The organism is Mycobacterium sp., from assembly GCF_052143115.1.
In the GTDB taxonomy this organism is placed as follows: Bacteria; Actinomycetota; Actinomycetes; order Mycobacteriales; family Mycobacteriaceae; genus Mycobacterium.
Genome location: NZ_JBKQTQ010000215.1, coordinates 1 through 14,040 on the forward strand (window position 1 = coordinate 1; position 14,040 = coordinate 14,040).

The following is a 14,040-nucleotide window of genomic DNA, read 5'->3' on the forward strand; positions in this document are numbered from 1 at the left end:
TGGCCGGCGGCATGGTCGAATTCAACGGCGAGTTCTACGACTTCGACCGGTTGCAGATGAGCCCGGCGCCCAGCCAACCGGTGCCGTTCTACGTCGGCGGCCACACCGATGTCGCACTCAAGCGGGCCGCCCGGGTCAGCGACGGCTGGACCAGCGCCATGATGACCTGCGACCAGCTCGCCGAAACGATCGGCAAGCTCAAGGCGTTGCTCGCCGAGTACGACCGGGCTGATGCCCCCTTCGAATACCAGGCGGTCTGCATCGACAAGTTCGGCGTGGACGGTCATCGCGAACTGGCCGAGGTCGGTGTCACCGACAACATCGTGATCCCTTGGGTTTTCGACGGGCTGGGCTTCGACGCGCCGCTGGAGAAGAAGAAGGATTCGCTGGAACGCTTCGCCGACACCTATATCCATTCGGGATGGCAGGACACGAAATGAGCGAATCGCCCGCACACCTGGCCGGCAAGCGTTCCCGCGACGCGGTGGGGGCCAGAGACAAAGACGCGTGGCTGGCGGTGTTCGCCGACGATGCCATCGTCGAGGACCCAATCGGCCCGTCGCATTTCGATCCGGAGGGCAAGGGGCATCGCGGTCGCGACGCCATCTCGGCGTTTTGGGACAAAGCGATTGCGCCGACGGACAAGATCGAGTTCCATTTCCGCGACACCTACCAGTGCGGCTACGAGGAAGCCAACGTCGGGCACATCCTGATCACGGCGGCCGGACACCAGGTCACCGCCGAAGGGGTGTTCACCTACAAAGCCAACGACGAAGGCCAGCTGGTGGCGCTGCGCGCGTACTGGGAGGTTGACCGCGCAACCGCGAGCGCGCGCAAGATCTGAACCCAGCGCTCCTCTCCCCCGTAATCAAATTGGAGCGACCTGCATATCGGCCTGGGGAGTTGCAGTATGGACGGCGTGGACGAGCCCGTGCTTCCGCCGCTGAACCGGTGCCGGCCAAGGCTGCTGTGAACGTACCGAACGCGCCGCCGACCCCGCCGCTTCGGATCCTTGTCATCGGCGCCGGCGTGAGCGGCATTTCCACTGCTCGTGGATTGCTGCGAGACGGACATGACGTCACCGTCTTCGAACGGCGGCCGGACATGCAGGCGGGTGGCGGCGCGGTGACCATCTGGTCCAACGGCGAGACGGTTCTGGGGCAGCTGGGCGTCGATATGGACGGGGCCGGTCAGCTGCTGTCCGCCGTCAGGGTTCTGACGTCCACGGGTCGCCCGCTCGCCACCTTGGAGGTGACGGCGATGGTGAACCGGCTGGGCGCACCTGTTCGGATGGTTCCACGTCGAGTCTTACTTGAACGGCTGCTGGAAGGCTTTCCGACCGATCGCATCCGATGCAACACCCGTGCGGTCTGGGTGGTCAGTACGCCCAATGGAGTGCGGGTCGAGTTCGAAGACGGCAGCTCGGCCGAAGGAGATGTGTTGATCGGTGCGGACGGCATGCATTCGATGGTCCGAAATGTCGTCGGCGCGCAGGACGCCGAGCCGACCGGCTGGTGCAGCTGGCAGGGACTTGCCACCCTTCCAGACGTCGCCGACAAGCACGTCGCACTGGTCGTTATCGGCGAACACGGAAACACTGGCTTCTGGCCGGCTGGAGGTCCCAATGTGCAGTGGTGGTTCGACCTGCCGTGGTCCGATGACTTCATCAGACCGGAACGTCCGATCGACGTAATCCGGTCCCATTTCACCGGATGGTCCGAGTCGGTCGATCGAGTACTCGCGACATTGACTGACGACGATCTGGCTCCTTCGCCGTTCCCGCATTTTCGGCATCCGATTCCCCGGCCGGGCCACGGCGCGCTGACGTTGCTCGGCGATGCCGCCCACACGATGCCGCCCACCCTCGCACAGGGGACCAATCAGGCGCTGCTCGACACGATGGTGTTGTGCAAGGCGCTTTCGGATCTCAAAAATGGAGCGAAGCGCGGCAGCAGTGATCTCTCACGCGCGCTGCGCTGGTACGAGAAGACCAGACGACGCAAGGTCATGGCCGTGTCCCGGGTGGCGTCGCTGCAGGTGTCCCACGGTGAGTCAGTGCTCAAACCGGCGGCGATGATCTCGGACCGGTTCCAGACCTGGGCGCTGACAATGTTTCTGCGTTCGACAAGTCACCGCCGGATGTCCGCGAAGATCAGCCGCGACCTCGGGGCCGCGACGACCACCCCGTCTTGTCGACGGCGATGACAAGTCAGGAAGTGTCGAGCATGGAACCGGTGAACATCCCGGACGATCCCGTCCGAGTACGAGGCGATTTCGACGCGCCCTCGCGCTGGTTGTGGCTCTTCAAGTGGTGCGTACTGGCGGCACCGCACTATCCCATTTTGATAGTTCTCTATCTGGTGTATCCGCTGCTCACCGTCGTTGCCGGCGTCGCCATCTTGTTCACCGGACGGTATCCACGCCCTATTTTCGACTTCAACGTCGGGGTGCTGCGCTGGTCGTGGCGGGTCATGAATTACCGATTTCCGATGAACAGCACTGACAAGTTCCCGCCTTTCACGCTCGCGTCGCGGCCCGATTACCCGGGCGATCTCGAAGTCGACTATCCGGAACGCCTTACGAAGTGGGCCGTGCTGGTGAAGTGGTGGCTATTGGCGCTCCCCCAGATACTCATCTGCTGGGCGATGGAACCCCTGCTGCAATTGCTGTGTGTCATCGCCGCCGTGTGGTTGTTGTTCACCGGGACTACCCTGCACGGCGTGTTCGACCTTCTTTTGGGGATCGCCCGGTGGCGCTATCGGGTGGCCGTGTACGTCTCCTTGATGCGCGACGAATATCCGCCGTTCCGACTCGATCTGGGTAGCCGATGAGCCAGCGTAATCCGTTGTTCCCGTATGTCTATCGACTCGGCATGCCAATCTTCGACCGGCTGTTCTATCGCCGGTATCGCCGAGAGGCGATGAGCAATGCGACCGGCCGGCTGCTGATGATTGGTCTCGGTCCGGGAACCGACTTGATGTTCGTTCCGCCCGCGGTGACGTCGGTCGCGGCCGTGGAGCCAGAGCCTGCGATGCGGCGAATGGCTTCGACTCTGGCTCGCCGCCGCAGCATTGCCGTCGATATCGTCGACGGTATCGGGGAGTCGATTCCTTTCCCGGACAACAGTTTCGACTCGGTGCATGTCGGGCTGGTGCTGTGCTCGGTCGACAATGTGGCCGCTACCCTCGGCGAGATCCGCCGGGTCCTCGCTCCCGGGGGCAGATTGGTCGTCCTCGAGCATGTCCGCGGGGACGGTGCGATGGGTCGGTTCCAGGACCTGGTGGCAAAACCGTGGTCGTGGTTGGCCTCCGGCTGCGAGCCCAACCGCCGAACCGTCGACGCCATTGCCGCCGCCGGGTTCGATACCGCCGGACTGCGCCGCATCCGACGAACTCTTGTGCCGCCTCCGTGCACGCCTCATCTGCAAGGATTCGCCACTGTAGTCAAGGGCGATGGTTGAACGTGGCTGATCCGGTGTTGCGAAACCGTTATCGCTGATTCATCTGTTATTCATCTTCTGGCAAGACACCGTTCACCAGCGATTCGTGTACCCCACTACAGTCGATTGCTCGCCGCTCGCGAGTCGCCAGCTGTGGGCGACCCACAACATCATCACCGAATCAGAGGGGGCAAGTCGTCGGCCGCGGGGAGCCCGCAACGCACATCATCCACGATTCGAGAATTGGAGTCTCCCACGAGTGCTCGGGGTTTTTGGCTCGTCCTCGGCGCGGCTGCCGGTGCTTTCCTGGCTGCTGGGCTCATCCCGTTGGCAACCGCCGCCTCCGCCCGAGCCGACGGTGACGACATCAGCCCAGGAGCGGACACGGACTTTATGTCTGGACCCCTGCAAGATTTCGGCCTGTTCACGGACCAGTCATTTGCCGACCCTGACGTGACTTCCGTAGCCGACCCCTCAGACGGCGTAGGGTTCGGGACTACCGGCGTCGGGGTGGCCGAGGAGACCATAAGCACATTCATAGACCCCAGCGACCCGGCCCTGGATTCCATGCTTTCGTTCACACTTCCCTTCACGGATCCCTTGGCCCAGCTGTTTACTGCCCTTCTTCCATTGGGCTTCTGATTTCAGCGGTCCGCGGCTAACGGGAGCAACGGCCTTAATCGACGCCGACAGCCTCGATGATGTTCAGTCGGGCCGCGCGGCGCGCGGGTGGGACCGACCCGAGCAGGCTGATCGCCAACGCGCCGATGGTGAAGACGAGCGCCATCGGCCCCGGCCGGAAGGCAACGTTGAAATTCATGATGTCCGCACTGACCAGGCTGTAGAGCCACTGGTCGGTCAGGCCGAACAACAACCCCAAGACACCGCCGACGGCTCCGATGCCCGCGGCCTCCGCCAGAACCATCTGCAATGTGAAGCGACGGCTGGATCCCATCGCCCGCAGAACACCTATTTCACGGCGCCGCTCAAGCACCGAGAGGGTCAACGTGTTGAAAAGTGCGACCGCGGCCACGCACACAACAATGGCCCAGACAGCATTGGCGATGAACATGCTCTGATGCAGCGGCGCCTCGACGCCGGCCAGAGCCGTGCGACCGTCGTATACGTAGTTCGGCGGGGGCACCACCCGACGAACCTCGGCGCGCAGGCGGTTCGGATCCACGCCCGGTTTGCCGGTGATCTGGAGTGTGGTCGCTACGGGGCGGTCGAACCATGTCCGCATTTGATCGAGGTTGATGCCGACGGTGCCGATGACCGTTGAAAAGTACGACACCAGGGCCAGCACAGCCGCCTGCTTCGGGCCGCGCGGCGTTTGTAGCCGCAGCTTGTCGCCGACGCTGACGCCGAGAGTCTCGCCCAGATTCTGCGAGAGCACCACGCCCCGACCGGCAAGCACGTCGTTGCGTACCTGTTCACCCAGTGCGCGATAGAGCGGATCGGCGGTGCCGGAGGAAAATCCGTCGAGCATCACACGGGTGCCGCCGACCACGGCGAACCCGAACGCGCCCTCGGCGACGCGTGCCACGTCCGACACTGCGGCGACCTTTCGGGCGAGACCTTGTGGTAGCGCGTCGACGGCATAGCTGTCGGGAGCATCTGCGCTCACCCACACGTCAACGTCCGCGATTGGTGCGAAGATGCCACGCGCCGAACGGATCATGTCGGCGTTGGTACCGGTGATCACGATGGTGGTGACAACTGCGATGAGCACAGTCATCACAGTGGCCCACACTCGCCGCGGTGCACGCTCGATCGTTGCGGCCGCGAGTCGCCCAACCGATCCAAATATCCGGGCCGTTCCGGCTGTAGCTTTGACGATGAGCGTGGTGAGCGCGAAACCAAGCGCGATCTCGGCGCAGAACAGAGCGAAGATCGCGGCGAAGGCGAAGGTGCCGTGTCGGTCAACGACGATCAAGATCGACGCGGCGAACACCGCGACGGCTGCAATCCCGCTTGCCCTCCGCAGCCATCGTGGCACGAAGTCCGCCGCTGAAACCCCGACGGGTGCCAAGGCCTCGATCGGTGAAACCTTGTAAACCTGCCGCGCGGCCATCGCCGACGCTGCCACGCTGGTTAGCATCGTCGCCGCGAGCGCGACCGGTATCGCGTAGCCGGGCAGCCAGTATTCGACGCGAGCTTCCAGGCCTTGGGTTATCGCCGGAGGCAACCGACCAATCGCGATGCGGCCCATAAGGATTCCGAGGCCCGACCCGATAGCGCCGCCGATAAGTCCGAGAATCGCGGCTTCGGCGAGCATGTCGCGGACGATGGTGGCGCGTCTCCCACCGATCGCGCGCAGCATCGAGATGACCGGCCGACGCTGGTTGATCGCCATGGTCATCGTGGTGTAGATCAGGAACGCGCCGACCACCAACGCAACCGCCGCGCCCATCAGGGCCATGTAGTTCATCAGCTTGACACCGTCACCGGCCCGAGTTGCGCGCGCACTCGGCTCCGCAACGATTGCCCGGCCGTTGACAGCGGCGGTGACCCTGGCACGCACTGTGGGGAGATCGGCACCCGGCTTCGTGGTGATCAAAATGGAGTCGAGCTGACCTCTTCGCCCGGTAACGTTCTGCGCCAAAGCAAGTGGGGCAAGGACGTAGTGTCCGCCATTGAGATCCGCAAGTTGCTTGCCAGTCAGCACTTCCGTGACTGTGACCAAAGCCGAGCCCAGCCGGAACTTCTCGCCTTTGGCATGACCGACACCGGGCCCGACCTGGACACCATTGGAATTGGCGGACAGCGCCTTCAGTGGTTTTCCGACAGCGTCTTTCAACGCGCCGCCTAAGGCTGAGCTGCTCGCATCTGCGCCGAACAGCAGAACCGGTCCTGACGCCGTGGACGCAGACATCCGTATCATCGGTGCCGCGGTGGCGACGCCGGGAATGGCAGCGACGTCTGCCGTTATCGTGTCGGGAAATCCCGCGTCGGTGATGCCCGATACCTCGAGCGCGGCGATGCCAGCGACCCCATCGGCCAGCCGGTTGACCGATCCGGTGATCGAGCCGAAAATGCCGAATATCGCGACCAGATACATTGCGGAAACTGCCATTACAGCGATTGAAGCCGTCGTGCGCCGGAAATGCATAACGAGTTCGCGCAGGCTGAATACGGTTAGCCGGCTCGCCGCAGCAGCTACCGCCGAGCCCGGTCTCATCCCGAAATCGCTGACAACTCGTCGGAGCCGACGCGACCATCCTGGAGTGTGATCACCCGGTCTGTCGCCGCCGCGGCATCCGAGTTGTGGGTCACCATCACCACCAGCCGCCTGCCGCCGTCCTCGTGTGCCACCTCAGCAAGGAGCGCCAAGATCGAAGCGCCAGTTACCGAATCGAGGTTCCCGGTCGGCTCGTCGGCGAGAATTAGCGATGGGTCCATCATCAACGCCCGCGCTACCGCCACCCGCTGCATTTGGCCACCCGACAGTTCCGCCGGCCGGTGCTGGGCCCGGTTACCGAGCCCAACCCGGTCGAGCAGCCGAACCGCATCTGATTTCACCTTGCCCAAACGGACGCCGTCGAGCAGCTTGGGGACTGCCACGTTCTCCCACGCCGATAGGGTTGGCAAGAGGTTGAAGAACTGAAAGACGAACCCCACGCGATGATGGCGGAATTCCGACTGTTGTTCATCGCTGAGTCGGCCAATCTCGTCGCCGTCGAATTTGATGGACCCGGAATCCGGGGAGTCCAGTGCGCCGAGCAGATGCAGCAACGTGCTCTTACCCGCCCCCGACGGCCCGACTACCGACACAAACTGCCCACCCCCGAACCACAGGCTGATCTCGTCGAGCGCGCGTACGGATTGACCGCCGACCCTGTATTCGCGCACCACGTCGCGCAGTTCGATGGCCAGCTCTTGGTTGGGCGTATCGCAGGCATCGGGTTGTCTGATGATGGTCCTCCCGCGAGAACGCAATGGTCAGCGCTGCAACGGTGACCGGCTGCCATTCCCGCGCGACAACATGCCCCGAAGGCGCTGCTATGGGATATAACGAGCCTCACCGTACATCGGTTCGACCGATGTGAGCGTGAACATCATTGATTTACAACATTTCGCGGGCTGATAATTTGGCCGCTTTCAGCCTATTGGGCCGTTGTATGATGTCGTCCTACGGTGCCACGGATGTCGAGGACATGATGGCCGGTCAACTTGAACGCGCGACCAGCGGACTTTTTTCGAATGCTCCGCTGACGAAATCAAGGTGCTTGCAACGTCTTTGATAGAAGCCAACCGCTCTGCGCCGACGAAGGAGAACCGATCCGATGCCGCTGCCCGCGCTTGAAGATATCGCCGCCCACACCGGCAGCACCAAGCCGATCGAGGGTTTGACCCGCATCGAGACCAGCCCGCGGGAGAAGGCCACCCCGATCATCATGGAGATGATGCACTCGGTCTACCCGCACGACGAGGTATTCGGCCAGTACATCACCATCAACGACTACATCGACTGCCCACCCGATGAGCTGTTCGCCTATATGGCCGATACCCGCTGTCTAGAGGAGTGGACCTATAGCCTGCGCGGGTTCACCGAAACCGATGAACCGGGGTTGTGGCTGGCCTACGACCGGCTGGGGTCGGAGACCAGGATCTATACCCGCACGCGGGCGAACGAGCAGGCGCGCACCGTGGACTATCGGTGCGCGTGGGATCAGGGCAAGCACCTGTGGATGGTCTATCTCATGCGTGTCATCGACGCGCAGGAGGTGTTCGACAAGCCCGGCTCGGTGGTGTTGTGGACCAACTGCCACCATCCGTTCTACGACCACAACCCGTATCCCGACGCTGCCCCGCCGGAACGGCCGGTCTGGGTAGGCGACTTCTGGGATATGTTCGGGGCCGGTCACTTGCTGGAGCTGAAAAACCTCAAGGCCATCGCCGAATACCGTCACCAGAACGGGCTGCCGGTGACGCCGGACTGGATGCGACAGCCGCAAGATGAGCACGCGGGCTGATCAACCGGCCGTCAGCTAGGAACCCCGAAAACCGCGTTTCCGCCGGAGTTTACGAACGCCACGCCACAAGAACGAATTGCCGCGGAGCTAAATCGGCTCGAGCCCGGCCAGATAGCGCTGGGCCAGGTCCTGATAGGCCTTCGGGTTCACATTCACCCACATTTCGGCGCCAGTGCCCGAGATCGGGCCCTTGACAGTGGCCGGCGCCCCGACCACCAGGACCTCGTCGGGAATCTTGGTGCCACCGATGACCACTGCGCCCGCCGCGATCAAGCTGCGCGAGCCGATCACGGCGCCGTCGAGGACGGTGGCGTGGTTGGCGATCAGCGCCTCGGCTCCGACGTGGGCCCCGTGGATGAGGCACATGTGCGCCACCGTTGCTCCCGGGCCGATGTCGACCGGGACACCCGGTGGCGCGTGCAACACCGATCCGTCCTGCACATTGGCCCCCTCACGCACGATGACGGGCGCATAGTCAGCGCGCAGCACGGTGTTGAACCACACCGACGCCCCGGCCTCGATCGTGACATCGCCGATCAGGGTGGCGGTCGGCGCGACGAAGGCAGTGGGATCGACCTTCGGCGATCGGCCTTCGAAGGAAAACAGCGGCATCGTTCACATATACCGCAGGCCGGGTACTCCGGCGTCAGGACGTGATTAACGGGCAGTAAAGGTCGCCGTCGTTGCGCGATCCCGTAGAAAAACTGTAACGTGTTCTAGTTAGAAGCTGATGAAGTTGGAGGCGTCATGGCTACCGAGACTGCCGGTATTCGCGAGATCGACGCCGGCACCCTGCCGGACCGCTATGCCCGCGGCTGGCACTGCCTTGGCCCGGTCAAGGACTACCTGGACGGCGAGCCGCACGGGATCGAGGCGTTCGGCACCCACCTCGTGGTGTTCGCCGACTCGCACGGCGACGTGCACGTCCTCGACGGCTACTGCAGGCACATGGGCGGCAACCTGGCGCAGGGCACCGTCAAGGGCGACGAAGTCGCCTGCCCGTTCCACGATTGGCGCTGGGGCGGCGACGGCAAATGCAAGCTGGTGCCCTACGCCAAGCGCACGCCGCGACTGGCCCGCACACGGTCCTGGACCACCGACCTGCGAGGCGGCCTGCTGTTCGTCTGGCATGACGTCGAGGGCAATCCGCCGCAGCCCGAGGTGCAGATCCCGGAGATCCCCGAGGCGGCCAGCGACGCGTGGACCGAATGGCGGTGGAACTCGATCCTGATCGAGGGGTCGAACTGCCGCGACATCATCGACAACGTCACCGACATGGCGCACTTCTTCTACATTCACTTCGGTCTGCCGACGTACTTCAAGAACGTCTTCGAGGGCCACATCGCCTCACAGTATCTGCACAATGTCGGGCGGCCCGACGTCAACGATCTGGGCACGTCATACGGTGAGGCGCAACTGGATTCGGAGGCGTCTTACTTCGGCCCGTCGTTCATGATCAACTGGCTGCACAACAAGTACGGCGACTACAAGGCCGAGTCGATCCTGATCAACTGCCACTACCCGGTAACCCAGGATTCGTTCATGCTGCAGTGGGGTGTCATCGTCGAAAAACCCAAAGGCATGGACGAGGCGATGACGGAGAAGCTGGCCAGAGTCTTCACCGAGGGCGTCAGCAAGGGTTTCCTGCAGGACGTCGAGATCTGGAAGCACAAGACTCGCATCGACAATCCGCTGCTGGTCGAGGAGGATGGCGCCGTCTACCAGATGCGACGGTGGTATCAGCAGTTTTATGTAGATGTAGCCGAGGTCACCGCTGATATGACCGACCGCTTCGAGATCGAGGTGGATACCACCATCGCCAACGAGAAGTGGCACGTCGAGGTCGAGGAAAACCTGCAACGGCAGGCCTCTGAGAACGAGGTAAACGAAGCAAAGGCGGAGCAGCCCGCGACATGAGCCCACGCGAGGAGCCGCCGGACGTCGATCGGCTGGCCCGGTCGATGCTGATGCTCCATGGCGATCACGACAGCCATGACGAGCCGGCACCGGCCGCTCGTGATCGGCGCGGCGGGTCCTGGTCTAAGGCACCGGCTTTCGCTGATGACCCGGAACGCGCAGCCGAGGCGCGTGAGGTCACCCAGGCCGACCGCACCCGTTACCTGACGTCGGGCCTGCAGCCGGTGGACTGCCGGTTCTGCCATGCCACGGTCAATGTCAAGCGGTTGGGACCGGGGCACACCGCGGTGCAGTGGAACACCGAAGCGTCGCAACGCTGCGGGTATTTCGCCGAACTACGCGCGGCCGGAGTTGACAGCGCGCGCACTCGGTCCTGCCCGAAACTGGCCGACAGCATCGAACATGCCGTTGCCGAAGGTTGTTTGGAGGCGGTGTCCACCGCCCCGACGGCCGGCGACGGCTAGCCCGATGACGATGCGGTTCGCGCTGCGAACCGCGGAGGAACCGGGCAGTCCAGCCCTAGCACAGCCCGGCGAAGCGCTCCTTGACCTCTTCGGCCGTCAGCCCATAGTCATCCAGCGAATACTTGTGTTTGGGCGCGCGCTCGCCGGATTGGCTATCGGCATGACTCTTTTCCATGGCTTGCCGAGCCTCGTCGGTTAACGGGATACCGAATTGTCGGTAGATGTCGGCCACCGTGCCGATCGGATCGGCGATCAATTCGCGGTAGTCGACGTCGTAGAACTGAGCCGGATCGTATTTTGCGCGCGCGGTGTTGAACCGCTCCAGACCGCGCGACCAGGTTTCCGTTGCGTCAGCGCCGATCTGGGCGCCGACGAAGTTCGTCGACCATCCCTCAGCAGTGTGCTGCGCCAGCGAGCACATCGAGGCCATGATCGTCTCGACAGGTCGATGTGTCTGGATGACGAGCGCGTCAGGATAGGTCGACATCAGCGCGTCCAGTGCGAACAGATGACTGGGGTTCTTCAGCACCCACCGCTTGTCGGCATCGTTGAGCCCGATCAGCTGAAGGTTCTTGCGGTGCCGCCGGTATGCCGGCGTCCAGTCCTGCTGCGACAGCCACTTTGAATAGCTGGGTAGGTGTGCCAGCGTCTCGTAGGACACCGAGTGCAGCGACTGCCGCAACAGCTGCCAGCATTCCTCCAGCTCATATGCGGCCATGAAATGCAGGCCGGTGTAGCCAGGGTTGTCCTGATGGTGCTGGGTGAACTGCGCGTCGAGTTGGCGATACAGCGGGTTGGATTCCCAGCTGTCGCGTGGCGGACGCGGCTGCGGGAACTCGGCCAGCCACATGTGCAGACCCTGATGGGCCGGATCCGCGCCGAGCAGCCGGTGCAGCGCCGTGGTGCCGGTGCGCACCAGCCCGGTGACGAAGATGGGCCGCGTGATGGGCACGTCGGCATGTTGCGGGTATTGCTTCCAAGCAGATTCGGACAGCAGCCTGGCAACCAGCGCGCCGCGCAGGAAGAAGCGGTTCATCTTGCTGCCCAACGCGGTGAGCCCGGCGTCCCGCTGATAAGAGTCCAGCAGCACGCCCAGCGCTTCGCGGTAGCTGTCGTCGTCGGTACCGAAGTCGTCGAGGCCGACCATCTTGGTGGCCGAGGCATGCAGTTCCTCGACGGTTGCGATGTCGGTGCGCTCGGCCATCAGGTGTGGTACTCGCCGCAGTTGACGTCGAGCGTCTGGCCGGTGATGCCGCTGGACAGGTCGCTGGCCATGAAGAGAATCGCCGACGCCACCTCGTCCTCGGTGGGCAACCGCTTGAGGTCGGAGTTCGCCGCGGTGGCCTGGTAGATCTGCTCTGCCGTGGTGCCGTACTTGCCGGCCTGATGATTGAAGTAGCTTTGCAAAGTGTCACCCCAGATATAGCCGGGGGCAACGGAATTGACGCGGATGCCCTTCTCGCCCAGCTCGGTCGCCAGCGACTGCGACATGGCCAGCAGCGCGGACTTCGCCATCTTGTAGGCACCATACTTCGCCTGCGAGTGCCGGATCACCATGGAGTTGACGTTGACGATCGAGCCTTGCGACTCGGCCAGCGCCGGCGTGAAGCCCTGAATGAGCCGCAGCGCCCCGAGCGCGCTCAGCTCGATCGCATCGCGGATGTGCTGAAATGTAGTGCCGGCCAACGGCTTCATCGATGGAACCCGGAACGCGTTATTGATCAGCACGTCGGCCTTGCCATAGGCCTCGATGGTGGCGTCGACGAGGTTGGCGACCTGATGGTCGTCGGTGATGTCGGTGCGCACCGTCACCGCCCGGCCGCCGACGTCGGCGATCTGCTTGGCGACATCGTCGAGACGGTCCGGGGTGCGGGCAGCCAGCACTAGGTCGGCTCCCTCCCGTGTGCATCGGTGCGCCAGCGTCGTGCCCAGACCCGGGCCGACCCCACTGATCACCACAACCTTGCCGTCGAGCATTTTGGTCATCCCAGCATCCTTGCCGCAATTTGTAGTTGGCGCTGTGCAATTCGCGTGCGCCAGGCATCTTCGGAAATCTTGTTGTCCTGGTAATACGGCAGCTTGGCCGGGACGGTGTCGATGTCGACCAGCTCGACGCCGGGTCCGTCGGCTTCGGTTAGCTGGCGCGACACCCGCTGCCACCGGAACTGCAAGAATCCACGGCGATGCCCGAGCGTTTCAACCCAGTTGGTGACGCCGGGGTTCTGGTCCGCGACGACGATACGGATCTTGCCGTCCGGATCCGCTTGGGCCTGAGTGTTGTTCAGCGAGGTCTGGTGGTTGATGTAATCCAGCGAGATGTACCACATGCTGCCCAGCTGGAAGCCGAGGTAGGGCGCGTCGGTCACCGGCAGCGTGATGATCAGGGCCTGATCGGGCCGCAGCTCGAAGTGCCCGACCGAGGAGTACTGCGTCGCCAGACCGCCGGGCGTCAGCCGAGGCGCGACCATGGTGTTGACCGGGATGTCGAGATAGAACCACTGCGGAAACTGCAACCAGGTTTTGATGCGGTTGACGAGTTGTTTTCCCGCTGTGGCGTAACGCTTTTCGATGCCTGCGCGGGTCAGGGCCGGCGGTGCCGTGCCGGCGGTGTCGAGCCGCTGGATAGCCAACGTGCCGCGCTGCGCCGACCAGTCGCCGTAGACCTCACGGATCACGAGCTGGCCGGGGCTGGTCGGTCGCACCTGCCATTGGAAGCTGCCGTCCGCGGCGATCTCAAGCTCACGGTCGTCGAACGCGGCCTGGCTGGCGGGCACGTTGTCGTCGGTGTACTCACCGCCGTGCAGCTGGAAGCTCAGGTCGGTGGTGGTGCCACGCCTGCCGGCCACGACGTAATCGTGATCGGCCTGCACCCGGGTGCCGAAGTAGAGGGTGTCGGGGTTGTCCAGGCCCATTTTGGTGAACGGCCCGGTGCCCGACTGCAGGAACGGATGGTCGCGCTCGTAGTCGAAGGCCAGATGGATGCAGCCCGCGATACAGCCGGCCAGGTACTGCAGTCCTTCGAGGAGGTCGGCTTCGGTCTCGATGTGCGGTGCGGCGGCCACCAGTCGCTCGGCCTCGGCGATCGCGTCGGTGAGTGGACCAGAGATGGGATGAGAGGACACGCCTAGACGCTAGAACGTGTTCTCATTTTGAGTCAATGGCGAACATTCGCGCGTGTCGTCCGCGGCGTTCAGCGACGACACCCGCTCGCTACGACGTGCACTTGTTCGCCAGGTCGATCAGA

The 14,040-nt window shown here is 63.6% G+C and carries 14 protein-coding genes; 8 read left to right on the top strand and 6 right to left on the bottom strand.

What is annotated here, in order from left to right; all coding sequences use genetic code 11:
• The 5 genes from ACLQI9_RS21830 to ACLQI9_RS21850 all read left to right on the top strand — a co-directional run.
• On the top strand, positions 1–440 hold a 440-nt coding region (locus ACLQI9_RS21830; protein ID WP_442392176.1), incomplete at its 5' end, for an LLM class flavin-dependent oxidoreductase.
• The gene (locus ACLQI9_RS21835) at positions 437–844 is read left to right on the top strand and encodes a nuclear transport factor 2 family protein (protein ID WP_442379615.1); all 408 of its coding nucleotides are present in this window, start codon (positions 437–439) and stop codon (positions 842–844) included. The genes ACLQI9_RS21830 and ACLQI9_RS21835, both read left to right, overlap by 4 nt.
• 125 nt (positions 845–969) lie before the next feature.
• Positions 970–2,205 (top strand): FAD-dependent oxidoreductase, encoded by a 1,236-nt coding sequence (locus tag ACLQI9_RS21840; protein ID WP_442379613.1) that lies wholly within the window; start codon positions 970–972, stop codon positions 2,203–2,205.
• Positions 2,202–2,831 carry a DUF4389 domain-containing protein gene (locus ACLQI9_RS21845; RefSeq protein ID WP_442392177.1) on the top strand — a complete coding sequence of 210 codons (630 nt, stop codon included), beginning with the start codon at positions 2,202–2,204 and terminating at the stop codon, positions 2,829–2,831. Before ACLQI9_RS21840 ends, ACLQI9_RS21845 begins: the two co-directional genes overlap by 4 nt.
• On the top strand, positions 2,828–3,460 hold the full coding sequence (locus ACLQI9_RS21850) for a class I SAM-dependent methyltransferase (RefSeq protein ID WP_442379609.1): 633 nt from the start codon (positions 2,828–2,830) through the stop codon (positions 3,458–3,460). Before ACLQI9_RS21845 ends, ACLQI9_RS21850 begins: the two co-directional genes overlap by 4 nt.
• A gap of 655 nt (positions 3,461–4,115) precedes the next feature.
• Here the strand turns inward: ACLQI9_RS21850 and ACLQI9_RS21855 are convergent.
• Both ACLQI9_RS21855 and ACLQI9_RS21860 read right to left on the bottom strand, forming a co-directional pair.
• A complete protein-coding gene (locus ACLQI9_RS21855; RefSeq protein ID WP_442392178.1) occupies positions 4,116–6,620 on the bottom strand; it encodes an FtsX-like permease family protein in 2,505 nt (834 codons plus the stop codon).
• Positions 6,617–7,303, bottom strand: a complete 687-nt coding sequence (locus tag ACLQI9_RS21860; RefSeq protein ID WP_442379629.1) for an ABC transporter ATP-binding protein — start codon at positions 7,301–7,303, stop codon at positions 6,617–6,619. The genes ACLQI9_RS21855 and ACLQI9_RS21860 overlap by 4 nt, the downstream gene beginning before the upstream one ends.
• A gap of 422 nt (positions 7,304–7,725) precedes the next feature.
• Here ACLQI9_RS21860 and ACLQI9_RS21865 point away from each other — a divergent pair, with 422 nt between their 5' ends.
• On the top strand, positions 7,726–8,415 hold the full coding sequence (locus ACLQI9_RS21865; RefSeq protein ID WP_442379605.1) for an SRPBCC family protein: 690 nt from the start codon (positions 7,726–7,728) through the stop codon (positions 8,413–8,415).
• Between the two features lie 87 nt (positions 8,416–8,502).
• Here ACLQI9_RS21865 and ACLQI9_RS21870 read toward each other — a convergent pair whose 3' ends face one another.
• On the bottom strand, positions 8,503–9,027 hold the full coding sequence (locus tag ACLQI9_RS21870) for a gamma carbonic anhydrase family protein (RefSeq protein WP_442392179.1): 525 nt from the start codon (positions 9,025–9,027) through the stop codon (positions 8,503–8,505).
• Between the two features lie 135 nt (positions 9,028–9,162).
• Between ACLQI9_RS21870 and ACLQI9_RS21875 the strand changes: the two genes are divergently transcribed.
• Positions 9,163–10,332 carry a Rieske 2Fe-2S domain-containing protein gene (locus ACLQI9_RS21875; protein ID WP_442392180.1) on the top strand — a complete coding sequence of 390 codons (1,170 nt, stop codon included), beginning with the start codon at positions 9,163–9,165 and terminating at the stop codon, positions 10,330–10,332.
• Complete coding sequence (locus ACLQI9_RS21880; protein WP_442379600.1) at positions 10,329–10,796, top strand: hypothetical protein; 468 nt, start codon at positions 10,329–10,331, stop codon at positions 10,794–10,796. Before ACLQI9_RS21875 ends, ACLQI9_RS21880 begins: the two co-directional genes overlap by 4 nt.
• Before the next feature lie 55 nt (positions 10,797–10,851).
• Here ACLQI9_RS21880 and ACLQI9_RS21885 read toward each other — a convergent pair whose 3' ends face one another.
• Genes ACLQI9_RS21885 through ACLQI9_RS21895 form a run of 3 tightly spaced genes read right to left on the bottom strand, consistent with a single transcriptional unit; the run spans position 10,852 to position 13,903 of the window.
• Entirely contained in the window at positions 10,852–12,000 is a 1,149-nt protein-coding gene (locus tag ACLQI9_RS21885) for a sulfotransferase family protein (protein WP_442392181.1), read from the bottom strand.
• Entirely contained in the window at positions 12,000–12,782 is a 783-nt protein-coding gene (locus ACLQI9_RS21890; protein WP_442379596.1) for an SDR family oxidoreductase, read from the bottom strand. The genes ACLQI9_RS21885 and ACLQI9_RS21890 overlap by 1 nt, the downstream gene beginning before the upstream one ends.
• Entirely contained in the window at positions 12,779–13,903 is a 1,125-nt protein-coding gene (locus tag ACLQI9_RS21895) for a hypothetical protein (RefSeq protein WP_442392182.1), read from the bottom strand. Before ACLQI9_RS21895 ends, ACLQI9_RS21890 begins: the two co-directional genes overlap by 4 nt.
• Between the last annotated feature and the right edge of the window lie 137 nt (positions 13,904–14,040).